Annotated in this window: 19 protein-coding genes; 7 read left to right on the top strand and 12 right to left on the bottom strand. The window is 36.6% G+C overall.

Annotation, left to right across the window (positions count from 1 at the left end):
- Positions 1-9: 9 nt before the first annotated feature.
- The 3 genes from ACOXY8_RS11210 to ACOXY8_RS11200 are packed head-to-tail and all read right to left on the bottom strand — an operon-like array spanning position 10 to position 3,270.
- Entirely contained in the window at positions 10-1,218 is a 1,209-nt protein-coding gene (locus ACOXY8_RS11210; RefSeq protein WP_458331683.1) for a glycosyltransferase, read from the bottom strand.
- A complete protein-coding gene (locus ACOXY8_RS11205; protein WP_458331682.1) occupies positions 1,203-2,012 on the bottom strand; it encodes an FkbM family methyltransferase in 810 nt (269 codons plus the stop codon). Before ACOXY8_RS11205 ends, ACOXY8_RS11210 begins: the two co-directional genes overlap by 16 nt.
- A complete protein-coding gene (locus ACOXY8_RS11200; RefSeq protein ID WP_458331681.1) occupies positions 2,005-3,270 on the bottom strand; it encodes a lipopolysaccharide biosynthesis protein in 1,266 nt (421 codons plus the stop codon). The genes ACOXY8_RS11205 and ACOXY8_RS11200 overlap by 8 nt, the downstream gene beginning before the upstream one ends.
- Positions 3,271-3,371: 101 nt before the next feature.
- Here ACOXY8_RS11200 and ACOXY8_RS11195 point away from each other — a divergent pair, with 101 nt between their 5' ends.
- On the top strand, positions 3,372-4,241 hold the full coding sequence (locus tag ACOXY8_RS11195) for a glycosyltransferase family 2 protein (protein ID WP_458331680.1): 870 nt from the start codon (positions 3,372-3,374) through the stop codon (positions 4,239-4,241).
- A gap of 145 nt (positions 4,242-4,386) precedes the next feature.
- Entirely contained in the window at positions 4,387-6,168 is a 1,782-nt protein-coding gene (locus tag ACOXY8_RS11190; RefSeq protein WP_458331679.1) for a tetratricopeptide repeat-containing sensor histidine kinase, read from the top strand.
- Between the two features lie 93 nt (positions 6,169-6,261).
- Here ACOXY8_RS11190 and ACOXY8_RS11185 read toward each other — a convergent pair whose 3' ends face one another.
- Positions 6,262-7,833: an ATP-binding protein gene (locus ACOXY8_RS11185; RefSeq protein ID WP_458331678.1), complete on the bottom strand. Its 1,572-nt coding sequence runs from the start codon at positions 7,831-7,833 to the stop codon at positions 6,262-6,264.
- 904 nt (positions 7,834-8,737) lie between these two features.
- Between ACOXY8_RS11185 and ACOXY8_RS11180 the strand changes: the two genes are divergently transcribed.
- On the top strand, positions 8,738-8,929 hold the full coding sequence (locus ACOXY8_RS11180) for a hypothetical protein (RefSeq protein ID WP_458331677.1): 192 nt from the start codon (positions 8,738-8,740) through the stop codon (positions 8,927-8,929).
- Between the two features lie 274 nt (positions 8,930-9,203).
- Here ACOXY8_RS11180 and tnpA read toward each other — a convergent pair whose 3' ends face one another.
- The 6 genes from tnpA to ACOXY8_RS11150 form a co-directional block, all read right to left on the bottom strand.
- On the bottom strand, positions 9,204-9,641 hold the full coding sequence (gene tnpA, locus ACOXY8_RS11175) for an IS200/IS605 family transposase (protein ID WP_458331676.1): 438 nt from the start codon (positions 9,639-9,641) through the stop codon (positions 9,204-9,206).
- A gap of 1,025 nt (positions 9,642-10,666) precedes the next feature.
- The gene (locus ACOXY8_RS11170; RefSeq protein ID WP_458331675.1) at positions 10,667-11,518 is read right to left on the bottom strand and encodes a helix-turn-helix domain-containing protein; all 852 of its coding nucleotides are present in this window, start codon (positions 11,516-11,518) and stop codon (positions 10,667-10,669) included.
- 121 nt (positions 11,519-11,639) lie between these two features.
- Positions 11,640-12,026, bottom strand: coding sequence for a RidA family protein (locus ACOXY8_RS11165; RefSeq protein WP_458331674.1), 387 nt, complete (start codon positions 12,024-12,026; stop codon positions 11,640-11,642).
- A 71-nt stretch (positions 12,027-12,097) separates the two neighbouring features.
- On the bottom strand, positions 12,098-14,992 hold the full coding sequence (locus ACOXY8_RS11160) for a tetratricopeptide repeat protein (protein ID WP_458331673.1): 2,895 nt from the start codon (positions 14,990-14,992) through the stop codon (positions 12,098-12,100).
- Between the two features lie 185 nt (positions 14,993-15,177).
- Positions 15,178-15,504 carry a HesB/IscA family protein gene (locus ACOXY8_RS11155; protein ID WP_458331672.1) on the bottom strand — a complete coding sequence of 109 codons (327 nt, stop codon included), beginning with the start codon at positions 15,502-15,504 and terminating at the stop codon, positions 15,178-15,180.
- A 6-nt stretch (positions 15,505-15,510) separates the two neighbouring features.
- Entirely contained in the window at positions 15,511-15,921 is a 411-nt protein-coding gene (locus ACOXY8_RS11150) for a hypothetical protein (protein WP_458331671.1), read from the bottom strand.
- Positions 15,922-16,024: 103 nt separating this feature from the next.
- On the opposite strand from ACOXY8_RS11150, the gene mce reads away from it, so the two are divergent.
- Positions 16,025-16,426 (top strand): methylmalonyl-CoA epimerase, encoded by a 402-nt coding sequence (mce, locus tag ACOXY8_RS11145; protein WP_458331670.1) that lies wholly within the window; start codon positions 16,025-16,027, stop codon positions 16,424-16,426.
- A 4-nt stretch (positions 16,427-16,430) separates the two neighbouring features.
- On the top strand, positions 16,431-17,459 hold the full coding sequence (gene thiL / locus ACOXY8_RS11140) for a thiamine-phosphate kinase (protein ID WP_458331669.1): 1,029 nt from the start codon (positions 16,431-16,433) through the stop codon (positions 17,457-17,459).
- Positions 17,460-17,794: 335 nt separating this feature from the next.
- Here thiL and ACOXY8_RS11135 read toward each other — a convergent pair whose 3' ends face one another.
- Positions 17,795-19,099, bottom strand: coding sequence for a serine hydrolase (locus tag ACOXY8_RS11135; RefSeq protein ID WP_458331668.1), 1,305 nt, complete (start codon positions 19,097-19,099; stop codon positions 17,795-17,797).
- An 81-nt stretch (positions 19,100-19,180) separates the two neighbouring features.
- Entirely contained in the window at positions 19,181-19,489 is a 309-nt protein-coding gene (locus ACOXY8_RS11130; protein ID WP_458331667.1) for a LuxR C-terminal-related transcriptional regulator, read from the bottom strand.
- A gap of 568 nt (positions 19,490-20,057) precedes the next feature.
- On the opposite strand from ACOXY8_RS11130, the gene ACOXY8_RS11125 reads away from it, so the two are divergent.
- Positions 20,058-20,885, top strand: a complete 828-nt coding sequence (locus ACOXY8_RS11125; protein WP_458331666.1) for an alpha/beta hydrolase — start codon at positions 20,058-20,060, stop codon at positions 20,883-20,885.
- Between the two features lie 912 nt (positions 20,886-21,797).
- Complete coding sequence (locus tag ACOXY8_RS11120; RefSeq protein WP_458331665.1) at positions 21,798-22,796, top strand: hypothetical protein; 999 nt, start codon at positions 21,798-21,800, stop codon at positions 22,794-22,796.
- Positions 22,797-23,533: the final 737 nt, after the last annotated feature.

Here is a 23,533-nt window from a genome sequence, read left to right as displayed (position 1 = left end):
AGATAGATATCAGTTGCTTAGCACAGAGTGATATAAAACCATGATTTTTTCTCCTACAACTTCAATATCATATTTTTCCATAGACTGAATTCGGATCTTCTTTGAATCGTATTCCTTGTGCATGTTTCTTATTTGGATAATCGCATTAGCGAGTTTGTCAGGCATTTCAACACCTATCAAAAGACCATTTTCCTTTGTGATGATTTCCTGTGGCCCACCGCAGTTGGTGCTGATTACAGGTTTTCCGCAAGCCATTGCTTCTATCAATGCGATTCCAAAGGTTTCATATTGGCTAGGAAGTATTAGAACATCACTTTTTGCGAGCATTTCAACCTTCTTTTCAGTTAGCGTAATGTTTCCTCTGAGTTTGACTTTATTGCTGAGCTGCCTTTTGTTGATGAAGTTTTCAAGCCAAGGCCTTAACGATCCTTCACCAATTATTTCACAATGCCAATTATCAAAGTCAAGCTTTTCTAAAGCCTCCATCAAATCTTTGAGACCTTTTGCTTCTACCAATCTACCCAAATAGGTGATTGTAAATTTATCATCCCTTTTTTCTACACCTTGGTATAATTCGAAATCAATAAAGTTGGGAATTACTTGAATTTCTTGAGTAGTATAATCAGCAATTTGCTTTGCTAGAAAATTACTTGGCACCATAATCCCATTTGCATTTCGCAGAGCTATTTGTATTGCTTCAATTGGTTTTCCATTCTGATTTTTAAGGGAGTCAAATGGAAATGGACCCATGTGTTCAGAGATGATATATGGAATTCCCATTTCATGAGATATACGGTAAGCAATATATCCTGCCGGATAAGAAATATGCGCATGAATTATATCGACAGAACCGAAATCAGATTGAAATGACTGTAAATTCTGAATATTTGATTTTATGATTTGCTCAATATTTCCCTTGGCTATTTTGCGTGTCCAAGTAAATGTTGGTTGGAAATATTCAATGCAATTCAGGTTGAGAAACTTCTTCGTAGCTTCATGATTTTTAGGTTTTATAAGCTTTCGAACACTGTTAATTGGTTGATTAATGGGCAAGAGATAGTCTTGATCATTTTGCCCCCAAGTGCTGATTCCATGATTGTAGTTTGGGAATTTATTAGCCAATAAGCCTATTTGCTCTTTGATGAAATAACCCGGAATAGGATCATTATCAGAAGGGTACCAAGATGGAATATGAAATATGTTTAGACCTTTTTCCATCTCAATAAGAAATCTCCTTGATAAGGTTTTTGTAAATTATTTGAATTGATTGGACGGATTGATATTTGGTATTGATCAAGCCATTTATCAAATGAATTTTGCTTTTCAGGTTGAGTAGAAATATTGAGTTCTACAATTATACTTATCGTTTTGCAATGATTAAATAAACCTTCCATACCTTTTAAAACCTCCCATTCAGCATTTTCCACATCAATTTTTAGAAGGATACTTTCTAATTGAGATTTAATGAAATGCTTTTCCAGCAAGTTATCTAAGCGTACTACTTGTATGTTACTTTTACTATTTGCTGATTGTGAGTTAGAAAAGCTTACAGCTCCAGGGTTCAATTTACCATATTCATCCTTTGGATAAATTGGTTCAGCTAGTTCAATTACCTTTTCTGTCGATCCCAATGCTAATTCAAATAGCCTCACATCAAGTTTATTCAATTTCGCATTCTGTTTGATTCTTTCTGCCAAAACAGCCTGAGGTTCTACTAAGCACACCTCCATTTTCGGATAGTGCTTTTTCGCGTACAATCCCATTTGCCCATTGTAGGCACCAATATCCATAAACAACTGAGCTTGGATTTCAGTGATCTCTAAGTCAATCGCATGGATAATTTCCGGCTGAAAAATGCCCTTCCTATCAATGATAAAATCAACCAACCAATCACGATTTAAGTGTAAGGATAATTGCAATTTTGGCAGGAATTTCACTTTCTCTCCCTTGGTGATTTTAGCCAAGATCTGCCATCGCCAACTATCTAGTTTCACTTTGATTCGACTAAGCATCACGCAGGATTTTAACACTTTGAATCATAAACATCGCATACCAAAGGAGTTCAGTTATCATGTAAAGAGCCAAGGCATTTGATAAGCTGCCATATTGGTATCCAACATAAAAAGAACCTAACCTAGTGATGATTTGACCTGCACTTATTATTAATAGAACCTGCTGTTTGCGCGCCACTAAAAATAGCTGTGAAGTAGGCATTACCAATCCCATAATCATAAAAATAGGAGTAAGATAAGTCAGAAAATTACCCACACCCGCCCATTGATTGCCAAATAGAAATACGAAAATTGGCTCGCCATAAACCATCAAAATAATTGCTGGCAGAATAGCTATAGCAGCTAAGCTGAGCCATGTTTTGTAAATCCATTTTGCGGCGATTTGCTTTTGATTTGGCCACCAATCGGCCAATTGGCGGTAAAGTACTTGGCCATAACTTGCTGCAATTAAGGTAACTGGCAAGGCTAATATTCGAGTAGCGAGTGAAAAAAAACCGGTTTCCTCCGATGACCAAAACCAAAGCAGAACCCAAATGGGAATACTACGTCCAATATTTTCAATAACGCCTGCACTTGCATTGTATAATGGGAAATCCTGGAATTTCATGATTTGCTTTTTGAATTCGCTTTGGAAGGTAAATGCAGGTAAATTCCAAGAGTTACGAATAGCGAACCATGCTGTAATTTGACTTAATGACAAGGCCATTATTAGACCTTTTGCACCAAAATCGAAATAGCCAAAAACGACACTTAGTAGAAGTAAACTCATCGACTGCCAAACTCTGATTTGGGTAATGGCCTTGTAATTTTGCCATCGGAGTAGCCATTGGCTGATGAGTAATAATCCTCCCGCCCCAATTCCATAAAGGCCAAAGTATAGGAGTGTTTCAAGTACACTTAAACTCAGTTTTTCTTGCCAAGTTGGGTTGGTTATCCATAATATAATTATAAACACGCTAAAAGTTGCGAAGACAATTTTCAAGCAATTAGACCATAGCTTTCGGGCTTCAATGTCATCCATTTTTAGCACTAAGGCTTCTTCCAATCGGAGGAAAATCAGAATCAGAAATATCCCTACGATAGTTTGAAAAAATGCGTATTCGCCAAAATTTTCTGGAGTATAAAGACGAGTTAGGAGTGGGTAAAATGGAATTAAAATTAGCTGTGAAATTGCTTGTCCGCCCAGTAGCCATCCACTCCCACGGACTATCCGCTGTGTGCTTGGAGAAAAGGCAAAAAAACGCTGAAACCATCTCATGCCTAAAGATAAGTTTTAAATTATGGAGCATTTTTTAATATTCGGAAAATTTATTCTACCTAATATCTGATTTTATCTCAAATCAATTTCTAGTTTAGAGAATGCAAAATTCACCTCCATTGGTTACGGTAATTGTGCTTTGCTTTAACCAAGCAAAGTATCTGCGGGAGGCGGTGCAGTCTATAATGGAGCAGGATTATAAACTGGTGGAAATAATTATTGTGGATGACGCAAGCACCGATAGAAGTAGGGAAGTAGCTAAGGAAATCCTTTCAGATCACCCAGAAATAAAGAGTGTTTTACTTGAAGAGAACTTGGGTAATTGCTGTGCATTCAATCGTGGGTTGCAATTAGCAGGAGGGAAATATGTGATTGATTTGGCTGCGGATGATTTACTAATGCCTAATCGCATAAAGTTAGGAGTGAGAGAATTGGAGGCTAAAGGAGAGAAGTTTGGCGTACACTTTAGTGATGCATATATCTGTGATGAAAATGCAGAGATCGTAAACACACATTATAGTCGTGATAGAAATGGTAAATTACTGGAGACTGTTCCGCAAGGAGAAGTATATGTCGATTTGCTTTCTAAGTATTTCATTTGTGCACCTACGATGATGATGCGAAAATCTATGCTTGATGAAATGGGTGGCTATAATGAAGAATTGAGCTATGAAGATTTTGACTTTTGGATTCGTTCCTCCCGCAATTATCAATATGCCTTTTCGGATGATATTTTGGTGAAGAAGCGAAATCTTCCAAACTCATTGTCCAAGCAACAATACCGTTGGAGAAGCAAGCATTTTGAAAGTACATATAAAGTATGCAAAATGGCATTTTCATTAAACCGAAATGCAACAGAACATAAAGCGTTAAGAAGGAGGATACTATATGAGGCTAAAATGAGTTTAAAGAATATTAAGTTAATTATCTTGATTATGTACTTGAATTTGATGCTCCGAACCTATCTTTGAATAAAAGTATAATTTAATTTTGGAATCTAAGTTAAACTTAAAAAATATTCATAATCAGGCGTTTACATTTGCCTTAATGCTTTTGGTTTTGTGTTGTCCTCATTTAGGACAAGCTCAAGATCAGTTGAATGAATTTGAGACCCAAGTGTCAGAATTAATCAATAAAAGCACTGGACTAATGTATAATCAGCCGGATTCGGCAGAGATGCTACTTGAGCAAGCATTGACTCTGACTACCAACAATAATTTACGCTTTTTGGAAGCAGAGGTTTATAGAGCTCAAGCTGGTTTGTCATACATAACAGCTGAATATCCATCAAGCTTGCAGGCTTCTCAAAAAGCCCTAGAGATTTACAGAGAAATAGATCATGAATTGGGTATTGCCCAAGTTTCTAATATTTTAGGATTGATCTATCAGATGCAAGGCAAAACTGATCAAGCAATCGAGTTTCATAATGAGTCGATTGTTTTTGCAGAGGATCTTAATGATTTAGTTCTTTTGGCTAAAAATTACTTCAATCTAGGAATTATTTATGATCATTTGCAAGGATACGAAACCGCCCTCGCAATGCTTGATACTGCGGAGTTTTATGCCTTGCAAACCTTACCCAATCCTATTTTATTGAGAATTTCAGGCCGCAGAGCGGAAGTGCTATTCCACTTAGGTGAATATGAGAAATCGCTTGATGTGAATCAAGAAGTATTGGCGATGGAACCAAGCAAATGGGACGAAACTTTTGCTTACAGTGGTATTGCTAAAACACTGCTTGCGATGGGTAAAAATGAAGAAGCACTTGAGGCAGCCCAAAAAAGTTATGACATAGCCTTGGAACTAAATGCAAATTGGGAAAAGCAGAGAGCCGCTGAAATAATAGCCAATATCTATGCATCGATGGGTCAATATGACTTGGCTTATGAATTTCATCAGAAGTTCAAATCGCATAGTGATACGCTGTTTAATGAGCAAAAAGAACAAGAGTTGAACTACTTGCAATTGCAGCAGGAGCTTTTTAAGAATGAAGCTTTGGCCAATGAAGTTGACCTTCAGAAACAGATTATCAGCAGAAAAAATCTATTCATCGCATTAGTGATTGCAGGAGGATTAATCTTTTTAGTATTAGCAGTAAGCCTATATCAAGCTCGGAAAGAACAAGAGCTTCTGATTGGGAGTTTGAAAAAGAAAAATGATAAAATAGAGCAACAGGCAAATACCATTAGCCAGAATAATCAGCAGCTTCAGAATATCAATAAAACGAAAGACCAGCTCTTAAGTGTAATTAGTCATGATATCCGCAGCCCATTGGCATCGGTGCAAAGTATTTTACTGCTTTTTGATAAGGGAGAAATTGATAGAGCTACACAGGATCAATTGCTTAAAGATCTAAGTAAACAAGTGGATGTGGTTTCGGAAATGCTTACAACCTTGCTGTATTGGGCCAAAAGTCAAATGGCGGGTATTCACCCAAAGCCGGAGCCTGTAAGTATAACTGGTGCCATACGAGAGCAAATAATCTTTTGGAGCGATCTTGCTAGTAAAAAGGGGGTAACTATTGGAGAAGCTCCACTGACCATAGCCAAGGCAATGGTAGATCGGGAGCATATTAGAATTGTAATGAGAAATTTGGTGGGAAATGCATTGAAATTCACGCCTAGTGGTGGCACTATTAGCTTTGATGTGAAAATGGAATCTGATGCGGTAAGCGTGCTAGTGAAAGATAATGGTATTGGAATGTCTCAAGAAAAGTTAGATAATCTGTTCAAGGAATTTGGGCACAATGTGCAAGAATACGGAACTGACAATGAGCCGGGTACAGGAATCGGACTTATACTCTGTAAGCAATTTATAGAAAAGGCGGGAGGTAAAATCGAGGCGCTAAGCCAAAAAGGCAAAGGCAGCATTTTTATGGTTACTTTGCCTTTGGCTTAATTGTTTTTCTTTTATTAAAAGCATACTAAAATTTCTACTACTATTACTCCGTCATTAATTACAGCCATTCTCTTCCGCGGTAATAATGAAATTTCATAAAAACCTCTGTATTCTCGAAATGAGCTCATACTTATTAATTGGTTTTGCGAGATAGTCGTTACACCCTGCTGAAATTGCTTTTTCCCTGTCTCCTGATAGTCCAAATGCCGTTTGAGCTATTATGACAACTTCATTGTTGAACAGACGGATTTGGCGAGTTGCTTCATATCCATTCAAACCTGGCATTTGAATATCCATCAAAATCAAATCTATATCATGGTTTTTTCGGCAAATTTCAACTGCTTCAATACCATCTCGAGCTTTTATGATTTTATTGCTATACTCTTTAAGGGCTATTGAAATTAGCATTTCCGATATTTCATCATCCTCTGCAATTAGTATTTTGAGGTTTTTAATCTGATTATTTTCACTTTCAGCAGAAGCGATTTTTCTAGCAACAATTTCTCCTTCTGGACCAGTATTATAAGGCAACGTGAAATAAAAAGTTGAGCCTTTTCCTTCTTCGCTTTCTACCCAAATTTCACCACCAAGCATTTCTACATAGGCTTTGGTAATTGATAAGCCTAAACCTGCTCCCTGCCGAGCCATTCTGTCTGTAATATCTGCTTGAATAAAACGCTCAAAAATCGCCTCCAGCCTGCCTTTTGGAATCCCAATCCCGGTGTCTTTCACAAAAAACACCAAATGGGCTGGGGGCTTGTCTGTTTCTAAAAAATACCCAAATTCTATTGTCCCTTCATTACTGTATTTAATTGCATTTTTTACAAGATTGGTAAGAATGGAATAGATTTTCTCGCTGTCTGATTTAATAATTGCTACTTCATTAGGTAAGGTGTTTTTATAGAAAAGCTTCATCCTTTTTTCCTCAACCTGAGGTTTAAAGAAAGTATAAATGAACTCGAGTTTCTCGTTTATATTAGTTTCCTTAATATCAACTTTCATAAGTCCAGCTTCTATTTTTGAAATATCAACTATATCGTTGATGATATTAAGCATTCTAGCACCGCTTTTCTCAATGATTTTGATATACTCTTGTTGTTCCTCACCTGAAAGATTAGGTTCTTTCAACAACTCCGAAAAGCCCAAAATACCATTCATGGGTGTTCGGATTTCATGCGACATATTAGCAAGAAAGGCAGATTTTAATCGATCGCTTTGTTCTGCATGTTCTTTGGCAATGACTAACTCTGCAGCACGTTTTACTTTCTCATCGTTCTGAAAGGCAAGCTCCTTGTTAGCAACGACTAGCTCGGCTGCTCGCTTTTCTTTTTCATCATTTTGAAAAGCAAGTTCCCTATTTGCTATGATCAGTTCTTTTGCTCGCTTTTCTTTTTCCTTATTTTGAAAAGCAAGTTCTCTATTAGCAATGATCAATTCAATAGCCCGATTTTCTTTTTCCTCGTTTTGAAAAGCAAGTTCTTTGTTAGCAATGATTAATTCATTCGCCCGTTTTCCTTTCTCTTCATTTTCAAAAGCAAGTTCCATGTTGGCAATGACAGCCTCTGCTTCTTCTTTTTCTTTTAAAGCCTTTAAAGAATTATTCTCTTTAATTAATTCCTGTAACTCGCTTATAAGTTCATCCTTAGTCTTATCTTTAATACCCATTGCAAAGTTTGTTTTTAATGGTGAGCATTCTGTCACCTAGAATTATCTAGCATTGATTATAACTAGTTTATACATGCTACCCATCTTTGCATTACCCTCTAAATGAGAATTAGTAAAAAAATACTTTCATCTATACCCCACTTGTATGGGGCTATATTATTAATAATTTTCACTGTTTGATTATAAACATAAGCCATTCTAAGTATATATCCAATTTGTCTTATAGAGATTCTTTGTGGTTTAATTCTTAAGCTATTGGGGGAGCTGTAAAGCTACTCTTTCATGTAGGTTTTTGGGCTGAAAAATTAGTGGGTACTTTGGGATTATTGCTTTTAGTGACCTTTGTTAGTCTTTGTTTTTACCTTTCATTTTCAGGAAAGTCAGTGGAGTCAGTACTGCAATTTTTGAATATCTGCAATCTTTTATATTTCGTGTGATAATAGCATCTAATCCTTTAATAGTCAATACTGAAGAGTATTGAATAGAATCTCCAAAGTCTTTAAAGTTGTTTTTTAAAGCTTGTGTTATTCTTTCTTTGTTGTTCCTATAATTTCAGTCATTTCAGTTAGACCCTCTACGACTTCAATAGATTTCTTATGGCTCAAAAATTTTCTAACTATATAATAAATATTGTTGATGCTTACAGCAGATAGATATAGAATAACATTGCCCTTTTCATTGAGCTCAAAAAGTTCGCTTGCCGGATTTGCATGAGGCTCTCTATCTGTAATGAAGTCAATAACTACTCTAAATCTATAAAGAGCTTAAACACCATAATTTTGTTTTTATATTAAAATTTGCGAATGCAATTGAGATTAGGTTATTGACAAATTTATTGTTGCCTTTTTTGAGTCGAATAGGGGTTTATTCGTTGCGTGATGTTTTGTAAATAGAGGAAGAAGCAATGAGTAGCCTCATCATCATTCGGCTAAAGCCGGGTTTTGGTATTTACCATGAGAATGGGCTAAAGCCACATTCCTATTCAAATTTATTTCTGGAATGGGTTAAAGCCACATTCCAATTTAGTAATTTCCTAAAAATTGAATTGCCTCCAGATTCATCTGGGGGAATTCAATTGTTTATTACTTGGCTTTAGCCAAATTCAACTATTTATGGAGATTTTAAGGCAATGAATTGACCTATCATCATTCGGCTAAATCAGGTGTTTTGGTATTTGATGTATGAATGGGCTGAAACCGTATTCCTATTGGTTATTAGCAATTGGCTAAAGCAAAATGCCACATTCCTATTCAAATTTATTTCTGGAATGGGCTAAAGCCACATTCCAATTTAGTAATTTCCTAAAAATTGAATTGCCTCCAGATTCATCTGGGGGAATTCAATTGTGTATTACTTGGCTTTAGCCAAATTCAGCCTTTATACTGTTTGAAACCATACTTGCTAATAAATTCATCATATTCCATTTGGAAGGATTTCTTCTGATGATGAATCTCTTGATTTTTAATATAATCCCTGACTCTATCCAACAATGATTCTGATACAGAAACGGCAAAATACTCATCCTGCCATTCAAATTTTTCACTTATTAAGCCACTTTTGTTTATCCAAAAAGATGACTCACCTTTAATAAGCTGTACTACTTTCTGAATAGTTTGGTCAATGCTTAGGGAAACTAAACAATGACAATGGTCAGAATACCCATTTACAAAATCGATAAATACACCTTTCTTTTTTCCGTTTTCAGCAATATGATTCCACACTTGTGTTCGAATTTCTCTTGTTTGAAAGAAAGGATATCGGTTTTTAGTGCTCCAAACAATGTGTATATAAATTTTTACAAAAGGCATGGTTGGATGGGTTAATTAAAATTAATGAGCCTGACCTGAGAGGTGTTTTTTTATTTCACTTTGTCAATTATTAAGAATTTTCTGGTTGTATTAGTTTGTTAATATCATAAATTTAATTGGAATATCATAATTTTAATAGCGTTATTCGGCTAAAGCCGGTGTTTTGGTGTTTTATGAATGAATGGGCTAAAGCCGCATTCCTATTCAATTGAAGAATGGTTTAAGGTCGCATTCCATGAAATTAGTTCTTAGAATGGGTTAATGCGGATTTCCTATTCAAATCGATTTATGGAGTTGGCTAAAGCCGTATTTCTATTCAAATTGGTTTCAGGAAGAAAATTAAATTACCTCCAGATTTATCTGGAGGAATTAAATTGTAGTTTTCTTGGCTTTAGCCTAAGTCCGCCATTTTGCGGATATCAAGGCAATAAAGAGAATCATTATCATTCGGCTAAAGCCGGATTATTGATATTTATCTTGAGAATGGGCTAAAGCCGTATTTCTATTCAAATTGGTTTCAGGAAGAAACTTGAATTGCCTCCAGATTTATCTGGAGGAATTAAATTTTAGTTTTCTCGGCTTTAGCCAAAGTCCGCCATTTTGCGGATATCAAGGCAATAAAGAGAATCATTATTATTCGGCTAAAGCCGGATATTGATATTTATCTTGAGAATGGGCTAAAGCCGCATCCTATTCAAAATAATTTCAGGAATGGACTAAAGCCGCATATCTATTCAAATAATGAAAGGGTTGATGCCTCATTCTTATTCAAATTGGTTTGTAGCAAATGGCGACAACTAAATGCTATATCCTGTTCAATTTTTTTTTCTAGGAATAGGCGGAATCTTTATTCCCTATTCAAATTGATTTCTAAACTAAGCGACAGCCGCATCCTCTTCAAATTATTTCCTGAAAATTGAATTGCCTCCAGATTTATCTGGAGGCAATTCAATTTGTGTATTTCTTGGCTTTAGCCAAATCTCATTGTGAAATTTTAGATAAATACTTTAATCACCTTAAGCAATTTATAATTCAATTCCAGAAGCCTGCTTTTCCTTTATGATTTCCAGCGTCTTGTAAATCAATATAATTTCTAAAAGGACAGCTGGAAGCAATACTACCAAACCTAACAAAGCCAATATCACGGTGATCAAAAAGAAACCTGCGATAAGCTCGAAAATACCCCCTACCAGAGCAATGGAGCCATGTGTTTTATTTAATCGAATGATCCCAATTCCCAATACTATGCCTAATGCACCAAATATTAATGCTTCAGAAAGCAGGATGATTTCCATTGCATAATCATTGTTGAACAGGGAAATGATATCATAGCCTAAGCTAATACTATAAGCAAGAATCAGGATATAGGAAATTATCCGTAATAGGTAGTTCTTGAATAGTACTCCGATAAGTACGAAGCCGCGAATAAAGAAGAAGTAACTTATAAGGACAGCTACTTTAATTATAATGTAAACGATATTGCCAAAAATCATCCTGTTTTCTTCGAAGCGGTAGTATTCTGCGCCGACTTCCAGTAGCCCAAGGATGAAATATATCACTCCAAATATCCAGGCAATATTTAATTGGCTCGTTAAGTGGCTAGCCGGTCTTTCTTCATCTAGCTCGATGTAGAAAAATTCTTTGAGTTTGGTGCCAAAAGATTTCTCTTCCAGTGCTGCCTCATTGATTTGCTCTAAATCATATTCTAATGCACTCAGAATAGTTTTGATGGTGTACACTCGTGGTGTTACTTCACCAGTTTCTATTCGCTGTATTGTGCGAACACTAATGTTACATTTTTCTACTAATTCTTCTTGAGTTAGGCCTTTGGCTTTTCTAAGCTCTAGAATTTTCTTGCCGAGTTCAGGTTGTTTCATCTGTTTGGTATGTATTTGTTTCTTCGGCAATGTTATTCTATTGAATTGGCTACTCAAATTATTTAGGTTGTATTAGACACGTCATTCACCCGACACTTGCATAAATATCTGATTTACAATATCATTGAATGATAGCTGTTGCCTCAATTTCTATTAACATTTCAGGGTCAATCAGATTAGAAACCTCCACTAAAGTAGTCGCAGGTCTTATTTCAGCGAAGAATTCTCCATGTGCTTTGCCGGCTTCTTCCCATCTGGATATGTCCGTGATGTACATTCTTGTGCGTACGATATCGCTTAATTTACCTCCCGCTTTTTCTATAGCTTCGGCAATTATTTGCAAGCATGTAATGGCTTGTAAATACATATTATCTACACCTACTACTTCGCCATTTTTGGTGCTGGTTGTGCCGCTTACTTCTATGGTATTACCTATTCTGATGGCTCGACTGTATCCGACTTTTTTCTCCCATGGAGCCCCCGAGCTTATGTGTTGTTTGTTTTGCATTTTTCTTTAAAAGTAAAAAAGCCTTATGGTAATTGATACCATAAGGCTTTTTTCTGATCGAAATTTTTTATTTAAAGCGTATAAGAAGAGCCTGCTTTCAATTCCAAAGCATCCAATGTTTGGCGCTCGGTTTCGGAAAGTTCACCCTTTATTTCCTTGATCATTTGCCAAGCATCAAAGTGGTATGGGTTCAAGGTTACAGCTTTTTCCAATTCAGATTGAGCAGCAGCATTATCCGCATTTTGCATGGCAATTACCGCTTTGGTATAAGCAAGGTCCGCTTGTGCATAAGGTGTATTTTGCGTTCGGCTATATTGTAAAGTTGATTCAGCTCTTTCGGTTTCTCCTGCAAGAGCCAAAACTCTAGCCAACCTCACCATATCTCCACGCATGGAAGGCTTCTCTTCCAGTTTTTCATCTAGGATTTGCATTGCCTCAGTTTGCTTGTTTTGTGCTAAATAGTATTCGGCCATTCGCAAGCTAAAATCCGCACGAGGTGTGCCTACGGCAGCAAGAATTCTCTGCGCTTCTTCTAATACACTTAGCGCTTTATCATATTGCTTATTCGCAGCAAGGGCATCTGCATACATGGTGCGGAAGCTGTAATTTTGAGGTTTTTTACGTACCATTTCATCCATGCCATCGAGTACGTCCGCATATCCAAGTAATGCTTTGTTGTACCAAGCAAACATTTGTGCATCATCTCTGCGATCGCGGAGATAGGTAGAAATAGTTTCAGCAGAGCTTACATAGCTTTCCGCGGTTTGGATTGCCGCTGGGATCCTGGAGTTTTCAAGCAACAAACTACGCAATTGGCTATTGAGTCCAGCATTTATCAAGAAGTCATTTTCGAGCGAAATTGATTTTTCCAATTGGGCAATTTGCTCACTTACAGCTTCGTCTTTGGTCATTTGCCCTGCTTGTTCTAAGCTATTGTAATACCTTGCCCAGGTTGCATAGATAGGTGCATAATTGGCATCAATTGCTTCTGCTTTTTCTAACCAAGTTTTGGCCGCATCGAAATTTTCAGTACCTGCCATCAGGTTGGAATAGGATAAATAAGCTGGCAGATATTCCTTATCCCAAATCAACGCAGTGTCCAAATAGGCTTGAGAAAGTTTGGTATTTGCGCGATTGTTCCCGCTTAGTTTCACATATACTTCAGCCCAATTGCTGGCCATTGCTTGTTTATCACCGGCGAGATAGGCCTTTTCCTTATTGATCATTTTGTCAAGGAAAGCGTACATTTCCGGATCTTTGGTTTTCAGATCATTTGTGGTGTTCATCGATTTGAAATCCAACGGGTGGACTTTTACAGGCTCAAAGTAAGCAGGGTATGTTTGTGCCAAATACTCACTTTCGTTGTTGGCCGAGTAGTAGTCCAATGTGCGATCTTCCTTCATTGCGGTGAAGTAGCGCTGACGAACCTCCCGCGCTTCTGCATCGGTCAATATTTGGCCATGAAATAAGTGTACATACTCATGCAGTACCACATTTCTTTCCATAAATGCGCCTCTTTCTACATATTCAATAGCAGCTGCACCACTGCCCACTCCACGAATATCCATCCACTGACGATTGTCAAATGTGGTCTGGAAACGGAATGAAGGGCGATTCATCGTAGTAGCCAAATCTAAATGAAGTGGTGGGATAATAAATTGTCTGTCTAGTTTCGATAGGAATGGAAAGTAAACAATACTCGTGTAGAGTTGCCCCCAAACCATTGATTTCACCATGTCGCCAGGATAATATGTTACATCTGGAAATACTCTTGCGAAATTTTCCGGATCGCTTATTTCCATTGTGCGCAATGCATTATCTATGGAGTCATAAGCAGCCAAATAAGGAATTCGCTTAGATTTGATCACCGCCGAAAGGCCATTATGTGCCGGTCCGAAATTGGTTTTGCGATCAAGAATTTTTTCAAATAGCATTTGCGCTGAATCGAGTCTGGTTTGTCGATCCATGTCGTAAGATACATAGTATATAGAGGCTCTATGCAATAAAGGAATGACTGAATTTGGATAGTCGCTTTCCACTTCAAAAGTGTAGGCAATCGCTTCCTGAGGTTTATTTTCACGCACTAGATCATCTGCTGCTTTGAGTTTTTCGCGAATTTCCTCATCATCGTCTTCGGCATAGTCGGCATAGGTGAGTTGCGTATGGCCATTGCCCCAATGCCAGTGTGTATAATAATGTAGCGGGTTGATTTCCAATGCTAAGGCCCATTGTGCAGCCATATCTTTTAGTTGCTCTGCATCTACTCTTCGCCAAATAGCATATCCATAGCTAAAGCGTGCGTCAGGCACAAGCGGATTGATTTCCAGGGATTTTACTAAAGGAGCTTCAGCTTCGGCTGGTTTTTGATCCCAGAAATAGACATCCGCCTCAAGCAAATAAGCTTTTGAATTGGAGGGATCTTCCTCTTGGTATTTTTTGGCAATTTCCAAGGCTTCGTCGTAGCGTTTTTGCCAAATTAGTACGCGACCATATTGCAACATGGCCGCAATTTTCTCATCGCCTCTGGAGTTATCTGCAAGGTTTTTAGCCGTTTCTGCAGCTTTTTCTAGTTCCCAAGCTTCCACTTCAAGCACCGATTTCATCAAATTGGCTTTGAAGTTATCCGGCTCAGTTGCGAGCACATCATTTGTCAGTCGCTCAGTCTCAAAGAAGTCATTTTTCAGCCAAGCATATTTGGCTCTCACCATTTGCATTTCTGGAGAGTCGTCAGCATTCGCCAATCGTACTTCAGCATCTTGCCAAAGACCAAGATCGAGCAGTTTTTCTATTGCTTCTGCGGAGGCCGAACTTTCAGCATTTGCTTGTTGCAGCGCCTCTTGTCTTTGAGTAGCAAGTATTTCATAGGCTTTATCCAGATCATCAGGACTAGCCAAAAATGGCGGTTCAGATTTACAGCCTATTAATGTAAAGGCTATTAATAGTGAAAGGGAGATTAATTTGTTCATGGACGTTCAATGGTTTTATCCAATTTCCGAAGTCCAATCGTAGTAAGAAAATGCTATTTGATAAGTGGAAGGAAATTAGCCTTTTTGCAGGCCAAATGATGAAGAAACAATAACAGCGGGAGAGTTAAATAAAAAAAGAGGTGCCAATGACACCTCTTTTCCTAAAATCTATCTATCCTAAAAAATTAAATAGCGAAACTTTCACCACAGCCACAAGTGCGTGTAGCATTTGGATTTACAAATTGAAATCCTTTACCATTCAAACCATCAGAAAAATCTAAAGTAGTCCCAAGTAAATAGAGTAAACTCTTTTTGTTTACCAAAATCTTCACTCCATTATCTTCGAATACTTCGTCTCCATCGTTGGTTTTATCGTCGAAACCAAGGTTGTACATCAAGCCGGAACAGCCGCCACCTTCTACTGATACGCGGATATTATGGTTTTCTGTATAGCCTTCTTGGCCTTTCAGTTCTTTTATCTTTTCTACTGCTTTTTCTGTTACCTGTATCATCTTGCACTAAGTTAATGGATTCAATACAACACTAAAAACGGTGATTGCATTCATATCTCGACCATAAAATAATTTGTCGAGCGCCTCGTGAATATTACGAGCTCTAAAATAAGAAGTTTGTAGCTCTTTTGCAGATTTTGCCGACCATTGTATAGTGTAAGAGCTTTCGCTATCTCTATACGTCTTTACGTAGTTAAGCATTTTTTCTAATGCATCTACTTTGTCGATTCCCTCTACTGAATGAAATAGAAATGACTGTTCATGGCGTGGGTTTACAGTGACTAAATTCAACTTTGTCCTCCCGCCATGATCCTTAAAGTCAAAAATCAGATTGTCCTCCTTCAGACCAAAATGCGTCTGAATTTCTTTTTGCAATCGTGCTATTTCTACATGTATATCTGCTTGCATCAAACTCATTTCTTCAGTAATTGAAATTTAAAAACCTGCTTATATTCCAAAAAGTTTCTAAGCCTTGGCAAAACTACATAAATTGCTGCTTATTATCGAAAATGCTTGAGAAATGCAGAAAATTGAACATTTAGGAATTGCCGTAAAGAACCTTGCGGAAGCGAACGAAACCTATACAAAATTGCTTGGTGTAGAACCTTATAAGCAAGAAGGAGTGGAGAGCGAAGGGGTACTTACCTCATTTTTTAAAATAGGAGAATCGAAAATCGAGCTTTTGGAAGCCAGCAAACCTGATAGTCCTATAGCAAAGTTTATTGAAAAAAAAGGAGAAGGAATTCACCATATAGCCTTCGCTGTGGAGGATATTCGCTCCGAAATGAAGCGCTTGGAGCGGGAGGGTTTTGTGTTATTGAATAATGAACCTAAAATGGGTGCCGATAATAAGTGGGTGTGCTTTTTACATCCCAAAGGCAGTCATGGTGTATTAGTAGAATTGTGTCAGGAAAGAGATTAAGAATATGGAAGGGAAAAGAACAGAAATAGGCGAATTGGGTGAGTTTGGCTTGATTGATAAACTCACAAGTTCATTTGCTTTGCAACAGCCAAGTAGTATCAAAGGTGTTGGCGATGATGCCGCTGTAATTGATTGTGGAGATAGGTTTATGCTGCTATCTACCGATTCTTTGGTAGAAGGTATTCATTTCGATTTGAGCTATATGCCTTTGAAGCATTTGGGTTTCAAAGCGGTGTCGGTAAATGTGTCAGATATTGCAGCAATGAATGGTATTCCAACTCAAATCACGGTTTCATTGGCCGTTAGCAATCGCTTTTCGGTGGAGGCTTTGGAGGAATTGTACGAAGGGATAAAACTTGCCTGTGATCAATACAAAGTAGATTTGGTAGGTGGGGATACCTGCGCAGCTCATAGTGGATTGATGATTTCGGTTGCTGTGGTTGGCTTTGTCGATAAGGATAAAATTGCCTTTAGAAATGGAGCCAAAAAAGGCGACATCGTTTGTGCAACGGGAGATTTGGGGGCAGCTTTTATGGGCTTAAATGTACTTGCTCGCGAGAAGGAAGCTTTCAAAGGCAATCCTAACCTGAAGCCTGATTTGGAAGATTATTCCTATTTAGTAAAACGCCAATTGAGACCGGAAGCAAGGATGGATATGATCCACGAATTGCGCGATTTTAATGTAGTGCCTACTTCTATGATTGATGTGTCGGATGGATTGGCTTCTGAACTTTTTCACCTTTGCAAGCAAAGTGGATTAGGTGTAGCAGTGTATGAAGACAAGCTGCCAATGGATGGCAAAATGTATGAAACTGCCGTAGAATTTCACATGGATCCGATTTCCGCTGTAATGAATGGCGGGGAGGATTATGAACTACTTTTTACCATTAGCCAAGATGACTTCGAAAAGATTAAAAATCATCCTGATATCCACTTTATTGGCTATATGCACGAAGCTGAAAAAGGAAAGGTACTGTCAACCAAAGGTGGAAATGTGGTGCCACTGACGGCACAAGGGTGGAAGCATTTTTAAGTGGCTAAAGAGAAATAAATGAAAAATCCCAATGCTTTTTTCAAGGCAATGGGATTTTTCATTTTAACTTATTGGGTATTTAATCTTCCAGTAATGCTGGTGCATGACTGCTGATTTTTTCCTAAGATATATTCCATAAATAGGCAATTCAAAGAAAACATAATATAATGGATAAAGCCTGATTGCCAACACAGTGTGTAATTAATTGTTTGGCTTTAGTCTATTTACGAAAATCCTCGAGGGTTTTCTATCTGGGATTTATTTGCTAACACTCGTTTAACCGCGCAACTCATCATATACAAACCCGTAAGTAGCAATTTAAGACAATACGCAAATCACTGCTTTAAACCCATTGTCTCGGGTTTACCTTTTAAACCCAAGCCCTTTACGTTGCCATTTTCATCTAGAAAAAATTCCCATTCCAGAGCTTGCTCGGCAAAATAAAAAGTAGTGTTAGAAGACGGCACTAATTCTTCTTTCCCATCAATGGGGTCTGGTCGAAGATATAGTTTATTGTCCTCTTCAGTAATATGTAATAGCCCAAAAGCTTTTGAAAGGTAGCTGCCAACATAGTTTTTATAAAGAGATGTATCAATATCGTAGACTGTCCGTTTTTCAGGAATTTCGAATAGCTTACCTTCCCAAATGTTTCTTACGGCACCGTAAACACCTTTCCAATTAGAACCTGAAATGTCATGTAAATAGATAAATGTTTTTTTATTATTCATGTATCGTTGTAAACTAGACCTCTTATTTTCACCATCTCCAACAATGTAAGCTTCGTTGACATCGTCAGTTTTGTTCAAACGCCAAGCAAAGCCATAGTTACTTAAAGAGCCGTCATTTAAAGGTGTCATTTCAAAAGACTTTTTCAGGGTTTTTTGAGACAGTAATTGATTGGTATATAGAGCTTGGTCAAATAAATATAAATCATAAGCAGTAGAATGAATATGGCTATCACCTAAAGGTGGACCGAAACTGGCAGATAATGGCTTGCCGTTAATTGCTTGTTCCCTATTATAAACAAAACTATTAGCCATACCAATTGGCTCAAAAATATTTTGTTTTACAAACGTTGCAAAAGGCTCACCCGAAACCTTTTCGACTATTGCTGCAAGTAGTATATAATTGTCTCCATTATAACCAAATTTTTCGCCTCTTATGATGTTATCAGGTTTATATTTGGCGACTAATTTTATGATTTCATTTGAAGTGTAAACTTTTGTGCTATCTAGGTAAGTTGCAATGGTAGGCTGAAACCTAGGCAAACCACTGGTCATATTTAATAAACTTTCAATAGTTACATCTTTATAGGGAAGTTCAGGGAAATAATCAGTCAATTTGTTAGTAAGATTTAAATGCCCTCTATCCACTAGCATCAATATAGATACTGCCGTAAAGGCTTTACTTACTGAACTAATGCCCAAAGAAGTATTCTTTTTTATTTGTTTGCCATCTTCATTAGTTCCATAAGCTTTATGAAATCTAATCGTCCCATTTTCAGCAATCAATACCTGCCCGTCAAATAATTGATTATCAGAAACTATTGTAAGCACTGAATCAATTTGTGTTGTCCACTCTTGACAATAGGAATTTGTGGAAACAATTAAAAAAATAAAAAAAAGGAATGTGTTTTTCATGATAAACAGCATTAATAACTCAAAGATGAAAAACCCAAACAGAAATAAAAAATGTAACGTACAGATTCTGAATAGACTAACTCAAACTCGTCTCAAAACATCTAGCAGATTTGCCTTGGTCGTCAAAAGCATTTTCTTTCTTAATCGATAACGAGCAGTATTAACACTAGTTGGTGCTATATTTAATTCTAAAGAAATATCTTTGCTACGTTCCTCATCAATGAGCATTTCAGCAATTAAAACGTCATTTTCAGTTAATTGCGAATATTTCAAACACAAACGTTCTTGAAGATTGAGGCCTTCTTTAAGTCTTGTTGAAAGATTATCCCTTAAATTGTATCTATAATTTAAACTTGTATTGATGATACGCCTATGATTTGACAAACTCATCTATGACATAATCGATATTATTAAAGAAGCAAATAAGATAAAGAACTAGCCTCTTTCTTGCATAAACAATGCTTGCATTCTGTTTCTATTTAAAATATGAGCATCAGTAGGAATATCACTCTTTATGTTTGCTAACACTTCAGGTTCAATAGGCGAATAGGGGATTTGAGAATTTTGAATATCCAAAAGAAAATAATAAAATTATACCTGTTACAAAAAGTATGTAATGAAAAGATGTTCTCACTAACAATTTTCTTAAACTAAAATCGAATCTCAAAATCTTAAAAGGTTTTATAATATGATAATTTAAAATATTATTTTAATCTTTACAATAGACAGTATAAGCTTACTTATGAAAATCCGCGAAGATTTTCTATTTGGTTTGGATTTCTAAATTAGTTGCTTAAAACACGCAACTAGTCTTATACAAAACTGTTGGAGCAAGCTAAAAAAGAGAATAAAAGCAATGTATTTTCCTCCCTAGCTAGCTCTATTTCAGTGGACAGGAAAGTGCTCCGAAACCGCCACAAACCATAAGTAAAACGCTGCCAAACACATAAAGTGAATTATGAAAAATTTGACATTTGTTCTTTTATATATCCTTCTTTTAGGAGTACAGACTACATTCGGACAGAATAATACAGATATTAAAATAGGAAGTAACTTTAGTATATACTCTAATATTTTAGACGAAGAAAGAACTTGTTTAATCAGTCTTCCAGATTCATACAGTGATTCATCTGCAGCGGGAAAAAAATATCCAATTATAATATTGCTTGATGGATATACTCATTTTAAAACAGCAGCTGGAATAGTCCATTTTATGAGTTCCAATAGGAACCGAAACGATTTAATGCCAGAAAGTATTCTCATAGCCATAGAGAATGTTGACCGTGAACGAGATTTTACGGTTACAAAAATTAAGACCCAACGACCAAATACTATGGGAGGCGGAAGGAATTTTTTGAGTTTTATAGAGAAGGAACTAATACCTTATATTGATGAAAATTATAGAACAGAACCCTCTAGAACTCTCGTTGGGCATTCATTAGGAGGGCTACTTACATTAAATTCTTATATGGATGAAAATAGCCTATTCAATGCTTATCTTTCCATTGATCCAAGTATTTGGTGGAGCGAGGAGATGATGAAAGATAAAGTTGATTCTATTTCATCAATATCATTGAATAAAAAACTTTACATAGCTACGGCCAATCAAGGAGAGGCTAATTACGAGAGGAATAAACAAAGACATGACTATCTCTATACATTAATCACAAAGAAGTCAGAAGAAGCAGTAAATGTGGAAATTGAATATTTTGAGAATGAAAACCATCGCTCAGTACCATTAATAGCTTTGTACGAGGGGCTGAAGTATCTTTATCAAGAGAATTAATAATAAAATTTCCGCTTTCGACAAGGCTAAGGATCTTTTCCCTAAAATAGGCTCCATAAAGGCGATTCAAAGAAAACGTTGCGCTCAAACAGTCTTTGGCTCTAGAAGGCCTATCTATTACACATATTTCTTAACGGGAAAATCTCCTAGGCCGAAGTAAGAAGAAATAGAAAAAAGAAAGACCAATGAGGAATGGCTGTTTGTGGGCGGGAGGACAAAAAGGCGGGCTGGCCTGCCGACCGAAGGTGGGCGCTGGCCTTGTGTGTGGAAGCTTCTTTTTGTCTAGACTTTTTTGGTTACGTTTTATGGCAATGACAAAAAGTAACAAGAAAAATTCCAAATAGTGTTGAAATATAATGGCTTATCTAAATTCATAAGATGCTTTTTGTATTAAAAAGAATTGTAATGCGTATTACCAGAGTTTATATCTAAGCTGTTATTTATGTTCTTCCCACTGTACTGGTATTTAATCCTCCCGCTTTCCACCCATTAAATGACCTTTGATAAAATTCAAATTCTGAGCCTGATGGATTTTAGATGATGCAAAGATGTTTGAATACAGTAGATTTCATATTGCCATTTACAATACCTTCAAATCAAAAAAGCACTCCATAATTCTCGTATCACTCCCAAAGTCATTTTTTCCACAACCCACCCTCCTTCAAGAAATTTTCATACTTTTTCGATTTCACAAACATTGCATATTCAAACTTTATGCATTATGTTTATAATCAAACGTTGAAAAATAATAAAGAACGAGGCCTGATAATAGAGAAATAAACGCAATAGTTGCGTTAACTCCTCTAAATTGGAGGGATTATCGTAGGAATACGTTAATGAAGATGCTGGAGATCATTATGACTCTGATTGTAATATTTTACTTTTAAATAGTCAAATAAAAAATACAAATCATTGAAAAAATTCTTAACAACTTTATTAATTTTTGTGTCTACTTTCTGTTTTGCCCAGGAAAAAGATAGCCCAAACATTTATGATGCACTTGAAAAATATGATTTTATCCAAGAGCAAATAATAAACGACAAGGATACAATAACTTATTTTTTAAAAAATCCCCAAAAAAAACCAAGCAACTTGGTTGTCTTTATTCAAGGTACAGATGCTAACCCCATTTTTTCGTATAAAAAAGACGGGGATAAAACTACTTATTTTCGTTGGTTTGGAGATGATTATAAAAAATTAGATTCGACCTATACTTATGCTATTATCCCCAAACCAGGAATGGAAGGAGTTTTTGAAGATGGTAATATCGTAGTTCCAAAAGACTATTACGAGAAAAACTATCTTGATTATAGAGTTAGACAAATAAACTTATCAATTAACCATATTATTGAGAATCATCTTACCAACACTAAAAAAATCATTGTCTATGGTCATTCAGAAGGGGCTGTAATTGGTGCAGCTTTAGCCACTATAAACAAAAAAATAACACATTTGGGGTTTTGGTCAGGGAATGTTCTAAATAATTTTTATGAATTTTCACTCTTTAATAGGATTGAGGCTTTGAAAGGAGACATCTCTGACGAGGAAGCTCATCAGAACATAATGGGTATTCTAGAATGGTATAATTCAGTAGTTCAAAATCCTAACTCAACCGATATTGACCATTTTGGATTCACCAATAAACGTTGGTCCACCTATGAAAAAGCACCTATTAGTTATTTAACCGAACTGACTATTCCGATTTATGCCCTTTTTGGAACTAAAGATGAAAGTACACCTATTGAAACTGCGTATTTACTTCCTGTTAAATTTATTGAAAACAGGAAGGAGAATTTGACTTTTGAAGTATGTATTGGTTGTGATCACGCTTATATAGAAAAAACTCAAAATGGAGAAAAATCACATTGGAGTGAGCAATTTTTGAAATTCATTGAATGGACAAATAAATAACGAACCGCCAATTGAGTAGACGAAGTGAGCCATAAGCCCGTACGTACGAGAGCTACGCTCGGTATTTCACATATTTTTCATTATCATATACGACGGTTCGTAAAGCCAAAGGCTGCCGCTCTTTACACCTACAACCTCTCTTCCGCTACTACTTCTAAGATAAGGCTAAAAAAGGCTCCTTATCGAACCTGCCTGACGGCAGGCAGGTTTACAATTCACAATACGTTCAGCCCTTTACTACTTTGTAAGACTTCCCTTTTTTTCGAAGGGCTTGTTTCCTGTAGCTATTATGATCTCTGCTGACTTCTCAATTTCCATCTCATGGAGTCTGAGATTTTCATACTGGCGCACACGTTTCGCGTTTGACTCCTGTATATAAATGTCTGAATATAAATTATCTAATAAAAATAATAAATAACAATTTGTATTAAAAAAGAATTGTAATGCGTATTACCAGAGTTTATAGCTAAACTGTTAATTATGTTTTTTCCTCTGCCCAAGTATTTAACCCTCCTGCTCTCCACCCATTAAATAGCCCTTGATAAAATTCAAACTTCAGCGCCTGATGGATTTTAGATGATGCAAAGATGTTTGAATACAGTAGATTTCATATTGCCATTTACAATACCTTCAAAGCAAAAAAGCACTCCATAATTCCCGCATCACCCCCAAAGCCCTTTTTTCCACAACCCACCCTTCCTTTAAGAAATTTTCATACTTTTTCGATTTCACAAACA

Origin of the sequence: Peijinzhouia sedimentorum, assembly GCF_049340005.1 — a bacterium.
Taxonomy (GTDB): Bacteria; Bacteroidota; Bacteroidia; order Cytophagales; family Cyclobacteriaceae; genus CAXBDP01.
The sequence above is the reverse complement of the archived record's forward strand: the minus strand, read 5'-3'. Positions and strand labels throughout refer to the sequence as shown.

Excerpts from the sequence above, each read along its gene's own strand:
- ACOXY8_RS11210 (WP_458331683.1), bottom strand. The coding sequence starts at position 1,218 with ATGGAAAAAGGTCTAAACATATTTCATATTCCATCTTGGTACCCTTCT.
- ACOXY8_RS11205 (WP_458331682.1), bottom strand. The coding sequence starts at position 2,012 with ATGCTTAGTCGAATCAAAGTGAAACTAGATAGTTGGCGATGGCAGATC.
- ACOXY8_RS11200 (WP_458331681.1), bottom strand. The coding sequence starts at position 3,270 with ATGAGATGGTTTCAGCGTTTTTTTGCCTTTTCTCCAAGCACACAGCGG.
- ACOXY8_RS11195 (WP_458331680.1), top strand. The coding sequence starts at position 3,372 with ATGCAAAATTCACCTCCATTGGTTACGGTAATTGTGCTTTGCTTTAAC.
- ACOXY8_RS11185 (WP_458331678.1), bottom strand. The coding sequence starts at position 7,833 with ATGGGTATTAAAGATAAGACTAAGGATGAACTTATAAGCGAGTTACAG.
- ACOXY8_RS11180 (WP_458331677.1), top strand. The coding sequence starts at position 8,738 with ATGAGTAGCCTCATCATCATTCGGCTAAAGCCGGGTTTTGGTATTTAC.
- tnpA (WP_458331676.1), bottom strand. The coding sequence starts at position 9,641 with ATGCCTTTTGTAAAAATTTATATACACATTGTTTGGAGCACTAAAAAC.
- ACOXY8_RS11170 (WP_458331675.1), bottom strand. The coding sequence starts at position 11,518 with ATGAAACAACCTGAACTCGGCAAGAAAATTCTAGAGCTTAGAAAAGCC.
- ACOXY8_RS11165 (WP_458331674.1), bottom strand. The coding sequence starts at position 12,026 with ATGCAAAACAAACAACACATAAGCTCGGGGGCTCCATGGGAGAAAAAA.
- ACOXY8_RS11160 (WP_458331673.1), bottom strand. The coding sequence starts at position 14,992 with ATGAACAAATTAATCTCCCTTTCACTATTAATAGCCTTTACATTAATA.
- ACOXY8_RS11155 (WP_458331672.1), bottom strand. The coding sequence starts at position 15,504 with ATGATACAGGTAACAGAAAAAGCAGTAGAAAAGATAAAAGAACTGAAA.
- ACOXY8_RS11150 (WP_458331671.1), bottom strand. The coding sequence starts at position 15,921 with ATGAGTTTGATGCAAGCAGATATACATGTAGAAATAGCACGATTGCAA.
- mce (WP_458331670.1), top strand. The coding sequence starts at position 16,025 with ATGCAGAAAATTGAACATTTAGGAATTGCCGTAAAGAACCTTGCGGAA.
- thiL (WP_458331669.1), top strand. The coding sequence starts at position 16,431 with ATGGAAGGGAAAAGAACAGAAATAGGCGAATTGGGTGAGTTTGGCTTG.
- ACOXY8_RS11135 (WP_458331668.1), bottom strand. The coding sequence starts at position 19,099 with ATGAAAAACACATTCCTTTTTTTTATTTTTTTAATTGTTTCCACAAAT.
- ACOXY8_RS11130 (WP_458331667.1), bottom strand. The coding sequence starts at position 19,489 with ATGAGTTTGTCAAATCATAGGCGTATCATCAATACAAGTTTAAATTAT.
- ACOXY8_RS11125 (WP_458331666.1), top strand. The coding sequence starts at position 20,058 with ATGAAAAATTTGACATTTGTTCTTTTATATATCCTTCTTTTAGGAGTA.